A 5,549-nucleotide genomic window follows, 5' to 3' on the forward strand; every position below is an offset into this window, starting at 1 on the left:
GGCAATGACCTCGCTGTGCCCCTGGTCGTCGGGATGGTCCCGTTTAATGCGCAAAGCCACGTTAATCAGCGGCAGTTCGCCGCCGGGGAATTCCACGTCAACAATATTTCCGATGACCTGCGCCACCCTGCCTTCATATCCATTATTCATAATCACTCCTCTTAAACTTGCGCCATGAAGCACATCCCGTTTCCGCCGCGCCGGATTTTGATCCGGCGTAAATCAAACGCCAGTTGTTTTTGATCAAGCACTGTTTTTTTTCATGAATGTTTTTGGCGCGGACAAGCTTATCCAACCGCCTCCGCGCCGGTGGTTATATCCGCGAGTTCGTTGGTGATCAGGCGTTGGCGCAGTTTATTCATGGCCATCTGCATTTCGGCAATCAAGTCATCCGCGTTTTTTGTCGCCAGATCCATCATGAGCATGCGCGCCGCGTGTTCGGCCACTTCCGCTTCCATCAAAATATTCCGCACTTCGCCGGCAACATAAGCGTTGATGACGGCATCCAGCATGTCCGGACCGGGCGGTTCCAGGATAATATCGCCGGCAACGGGGATATCTTTTTTCATCCGGGCAACATCCAGAGGGAAAAGCGCGGCGCGCGCCGGATAATGCTGAAGGCCGGAAGGGGTTTCGTTGTAAAAAAACTCTATCCGGTCAAACTCGCCCCGGCGGTAAAAATCACAGCATCGGCGGCCCAGTTGAACGGCGTTGATACCCGCGAAGTTAACCTCTTCGCGGACGCGGCAGGCGGCATCGGGGCGGGCGTTCCGCTGCGCCCTGAAAAAATCCCGTGCTTTGCGTCCGATTAAAAAAAAGTGAATGGCCGGTCCTTTTGCCGCGCCGTTTTCCGCTTCAAAATCGCCGGCCGCCCGCAAGGCCTGGCGGAAAACATTGGCATTCATGCTCCCGCAAAGGCCGCGGTCGGAGGCCACAACGACGAACAGAATGTTTTCAACGGGCCGCGGCGAAAAAAAGGGATGCTCGTCCCGGGCGGGGGCAATTCCGGCAAACAGCGCGGCGGCGAGCGCGCGCATTCTTTCGGCGTAAGGCCGGGCGTTGGCCAGCGCCGCCTGCGCATGGCGCAGTTTCACGGCCGCGACCATTTTCATGGCGCGGGTGATCTGCCGGGTTTTACGCACTCCGCGCAGGCGGATTTTGACTTCGCGTGGATTCATAACTGAACGATAACCGGCGGCGGAGAAAGCTCGGGAATTTCAATCCGCTTTTCAGCGGTCCGCGCCTTTCGGTGAACTGTTTTTATACCTGCCGATCATGTCGCGCAACCGGTTTTCCAAATTTTCATTCAATTCGCCCTTTTCCCGGATATCCCGGAGAAGATCGCTGGCGTTTTCGTCAAGGTAGCGGAAGAGCCCCGCTTCAAAATCTTTCACCGCGGCGACCGGCAAATCGTCCAGGAAACCGTTAACCCCGGCGAAAATGACGGCAACCTGTTTTTCCACGGGCAGGGGTTTATACTGGTCCTGTTTCAAAATTTCCGTAAGGCGCTCGCCGCGGTTCAACTGCCCGCGGGTCGTCTTGTCAAGGTCGGCGGCGAACTGCGAAAACGCCTTCAGCTCGCGATACTGCGCCTGGTTAAGCCGGAGTTGTCCGGCCACTTTTTTCATGGCCTTGATCTGGGCTTTGCCGCCCACGCGGGAAACGGAAAGTCCCGCATTTATGGCCGGGCGATTGCCGGCGTAAAAGAGGTCTGTTTCCAGGTAAATCTGCCCGTCGGTGATGGAAATGACATTAGTTGGAATATAAGCCGATATGTCGCCGGCCTGCGTCTCAATGATGGGCAGGGCCGTGATGCTGCCGCCGCCCTTTTCATCGCTGTATTTGGCGGCGCGCTCCAGCAGACGCGCGTGCAGATAAAAAACATCGCCCGGATAGGCCTCCCGTCCCGGCGGGCGCCGCAGCAAAAGCGACATCTGGCGGTAGGCAACGGCATGTTTTGACAAATCGTCGTAGACAATCAGCACATGGCCGCCATTTTCGCTGAACTCTTCCGCCATGGCGCAGCCGCTGTAAGGCGCGATATACTGCAGAGATGCCGGCTCGGAAGCGGAAGCGTTGACCAGAATGGTTTTCTCCATGACCTTGTTATCCTCAAGCGCCTTGATGACCTGCGCCACGGTTGAATTTTTCTGGCCGATGGCCACATAAATGCAGACCACATCCGTGTCCTTCTGGTTGATAATGGCGTCCACCGCCACGGCCGTTTTGCCAGTCTGGCGGTCGCCGATGATAAGTTCGCGCTGACCGCGGCCGATCGGTACCATAGAATCCACGGCCTTCAGGCCGGTTTGCAGCGGCTGGTAAACCGGCCGGCGCTCCGTAACCGTCGGCGCGCGGCGTTCAATCGGACGCGTTTTATTGGTCGGCACCACGCCCTTGCCATCCACCGGCTGCCCCAAGGCATTCACCACCCGGCCGAGCAATGCCTTCCCGACGGGGACCTCAATAATACGGCCGGTGCAACGGACCTGGTCGCCCTCCTCAATTCGGGTGTCGTCGCCGAGCACAATACAACCGACGTTGTCGCGTTCCAGATTCATGGCCAGGCCGTAAACGGAGTGCGGGAAGGCGATCAATTCGCTGGCCATCACGCGCGAGAGGCCGTAGATCCGGGCGATACCGTCGCCGACCTGCAGGACGGTGCCGGCATCGGTTTCTTGCGCCAGCGCGCGGTAATTTTCCAGTTGTTGTTTTAAAATCGCGGTAACTTCTTCGGGACGTATTTTAATCTGGTCACTCATAGGAATTTATAAGGTTTATCCGACATTTCATGAAGCCTGCAGCACAGCGCGAATCTGGGCCAGACGGCCCTGGCCGCTGCCATCATAAACCCGATCGCCAACGCGGACCTGGATGCCGCTTAAAAGCGCCGGGTCGGTTTTCACCTCCAGAAGCACGCTCTGCCTGAGCCATTTTTCAAGGCGCGCGAGCAGATACGCGCGCTCACCTTTGTCAACCGGCAGGGCGCTGACGATGCCCACCCGCGTGCGTCCGCGCATTTCGTCAATCAGCGATTCCAGCGCGCCGCTGATGCCGGAAAGAAGGTTAAACCTTTGCTTTTCAAGCAGGAGTTCCAGGAAATCCCCGGTCAATCCCTCAATTTTCCCGGCAAAAATCGCTTTGATTATTTTTTGCTTCGCCGGCAGCGGGACGACCGGCGAATTGAGGAAGACGCGCAATTCTCCGCTCGCGGCGCAGGTTTGCAAAACCAGATGCAAATCGGAAGCGGTTTTTTCCACGTTCTCCCCTTTGGATACCGAATTGAGGAGCGCCCGCGCGTATCGTCTGGCTAATCCGGCGTCAAGCATTTTAATTATTAGCCTCCACCTGCGTGAAAAGCTGATCAACGAGACGGCGCTGCAAATCCCTGTTGATCGTCTCGCCGATGGCCTTTTCGGCGACCAGCAGGGAAATTTCCGTCACCTGTTGGCGCAGGTCCCTGACGGCCTTTTGTTTTTCAAGCTCAATATGCTCCTGGGCCCGCGCCAGGATAATCCGGCTCTGCTCCATGGCGCCGTTCACTATTTCGTCATGAATGACTTGAGCCTCCTTGACCGCCTTGTTCATCATGTTCTGGGTTTCCTCCGCAACCCGGGCCATTTGCGCTTCATAATCCGCCTTGAGGCGTTCCATGTCGCGGCGCGCTTTTTCCGCGGAGTCCAAATCGGCTCCGATCTTTTCGGCCCGCTGTTTGAAAATACGGGTGATCGGCTTGTAGGCGATGTGCCAGAGCGCAAGCAGGCCGATGAGGAAGGTAACAACCTGTCCGACTATGAGCGAGATGTTGATATCAAGCATGGCTGATCGCGTGCAACGGAACGCGCGCGGCGTAAAGCGCGCGAATTGAATAAAACAAACCGACGCTTAACGCCCTATTTCGTTTCCGCCCCTGCCGATTTCTGGCGCGCATCCAGTTGGCTTTGCAGTTGAATCTGTTCCGCCTTATATTTCAGGACCTCGGCCTGCGCCTGCGCTTCCCGTTCGGCCATGATCGGCTTGACATACGGATTGGCGAAGAGCAGAAGAAGAGCGATCACCAGCCCGTAAATCATCAGCGATTCCATGAAGGCCAAGCCAATGATCAGGTTGGTGCCGATGGGCCCCGCCGCCTCGGGCTGGCGGGATATGCCCTGCAAGGCGCCGTTCACCGCCATGCCCTGGCCGATGGCCGGGCCAATGGTTCCTATTCCCACAACCAGCGCCGACGCAAACACCGATACCGTCAATATGTCCATTTTTCCGTTACCCTCCTCATTGATTGATTTTTGCGAAAAAAAAATCCGCGCAAACTTGAATGTTGCAGGTTAAACGTTATCCCCCCGCTGTCAAGAATGTTTTTCAGGTTTTCTTCAACGATGTTCAATGTTTTTCAAAGGCGCTGCCGATATATGACATGGAAAGCGCCGTGAACACAAGCGCTTGGACCAGGCCGACCAGAACGCCCAGCAAAATAATCGCCGGCCGCAAGAGAATCGGCACCGGCAAAAGCGTCTTGGCGATTATGTCCGACGAGAAGAAAAAAAGCGTCGCCATGTAGACCAGGACGCCCAGAATGATTTCCTTGGCAAGCATATTGCCGAACAACCGCATGGTCAGCGATAAAGGCCGGGTAAAGACTTCCAGGCCGCGGATGACGACGAAAATGGGAAAAAGCCAGTAGGGCGGACCGCAGAAATGCTTCAAATACCCCCCGAGGCCTTTCTGCCGGATGCCCAGGAATTCCGTTGAAAAAGCCACGATCAGCGCCAGGGCGGCGTTGACGCTCACGTTCGTGGTCGGCGAGGCAAACCCCGGGATGAGGCCGATCCAGTTGGAAAACATGATGAAAAGAAAAAGCGTGACGTAAAACGGGAGAAGCCGCTTGTTTTCCTCTCCCCCAAGTTGAACGCAGAGTTTGGCAATATATTCCCAAACAAGCTCAAAAAAAATCTGAATTCCGCCCGGCCGCAGACTGATCCTCCGGAGCGCGGCCCCGGCCATGATCAGCAGGATGGCAAACACGAACCAGCAGGCGAGCAGTTCGCGGGGGATGACGCCGTGACCGAGATGCTCGCTTAACCATTCAAATAAAAGCGGACCTTCAATTTCATGCATGGCTCATGCGTCCGTAATTTGGCTTTTACCGCCGGATTCATTGCGGCGGCCCGTTTCTCCGGAAACGCCGGCCGCGGTTTTCGCGCGGCCTCTCTGCCGGAACGCCAGAAGAACCGTCAGGGAAGCCAGCGCCGCCAGACCAATCAGCGCGATTCTATGTTCGTTTAATTTCACCAGCCCGAACACCGCCGCGCCGATTAACAGATAACGCAGGACATAACCCGCGATAATCAGAGACACGCCGCGGGCGCGGCCCGGATTCTTCAGGGCCATGCGCACAAAAAGGCGCATCAGATAAAAATTAACCGCCCCGAGCGCCAGGCCGATTGCAACGCCCGCCAGGATTTCACGGTAAAAAATCATCGCTCCTTTGTCCTCTGCCGGACTCTGAAATAAACGTTCAGGAGGGCCGCCAGCGCTCCGGCCAATAAAAA

7 protein-coding genes and 1 pseudogene are annotated in these 5,549 nt (G+C 56.4%); all 8 read right to left on the reverse strand.

All coding sequences use genetic code 11. The annotated features are described in order from the left end of the window. Positions 1–150: hypothetical protein (locus tag PHP98_11360; protein MDD5484227.1), on the reverse strand; the 150-nt coding region annotated here is incomplete at its 3' end. Positions 151–287: 137 nt separating this feature from the next. Further along, positions 288–1,178, reverse strand: a complete 891-nt coding sequence (gene atpG / locus PHP98_11365; GenBank protein MDD5484228.1) for an ATP synthase F1 subunit gamma — start codon at positions 1,176–1,178, stop codon at positions 288–290. A gap of 51 nt (positions 1,179–1,229) precedes the next feature. Continuing rightward, entirely contained in the window at positions 1,230–2,750 is a 1,521-nt protein-coding gene (gene atpA / locus PHP98_11370) for a F0F1 ATP synthase subunit alpha (protein MDD5484229.1), read from the reverse strand. Positions 2,751–2,789: 39 nt separating this feature from the next. Beyond that, the gene (atpH, locus tag PHP98_11375; protein MDD5484230.1) at positions 2,790–3,329 is read right to left on the reverse strand and encodes an ATP synthase F1 subunit delta; all 540 of its coding nucleotides are present in this window, start codon (positions 3,327–3,329) and stop codon (positions 2,790–2,792) included. A gap of 1 nt (position 3,330) precedes the next feature. Then, positions 3,331–3,819, reverse strand: coding sequence for a F0F1 ATP synthase subunit B (gene atpF, locus PHP98_11380; protein ID MDD5484231.1), 489 nt, complete (start codon positions 3,817–3,819; stop codon positions 3,331–3,333). Between the two features lie 203 nt (positions 3,820–4,022). Continuing rightward, positions 4,023–4,256: pseudogene (gene atpE / locus PHP98_11385) on the reverse strand (ATP synthase F0 subunit C). Between the two features lie 124 nt (positions 4,257–4,380). Further along, positions 4,381–5,115 (reverse strand): F0F1 ATP synthase subunit A, encoded by a 735-nt coding sequence (gene atpB, locus PHP98_11390; GenBank protein MDD5484232.1) that lies wholly within the window; start codon positions 5,113–5,115, stop codon positions 4,381–4,383. A gap of 3 nt (positions 5,116–5,118) precedes the next feature. Then, positions 5,119–5,549: ATP synthase subunit I (locus PHP98_11395; GenBank protein ID MDD5484233.1), on the reverse strand; the 431-nt coding region annotated here is incomplete at its 5' end.

The sequence above is a fragment of the Kiritimatiellia bacterium genome (assembly GCA_028715905.1).
Classification (GTDB): Bacteria; Verrucomicrobiota; Kiritimatiellia; order JAAZAB01; family JAAZAB01; genus JAQUQV01.

What these genes read in the sequence shown, in the direction of transcription:
- atpF (MDD5484231.1), bottom strand. Translation starts at nt 3,819, where the DNA reads ATGCTTGATATCAACATCTCGCTCATAGTCGGACAGGTTGTTACCTTC.
- atpH (MDD5484230.1), bottom strand. Translation starts at nt 3,329, where the DNA reads ATGCTTGACGCCGGATTAGCCAGACGATACGCGCGGGCGCTCCTCAAT.
- atpB (MDD5484232.1), bottom strand. Translation starts at nt 5,115, where the DNA reads ATGCATGAAATTGAAGGTCCGCTTTTATTTGAATGGTTAAGCGAGCAT.
- atpG (MDD5484228.1), bottom strand. Translation starts at nt 1,178, where the DNA reads ATGAATCCACGCGAAGTCAAAATCCGCCTGCGCGGAGTGCGTAAAACC.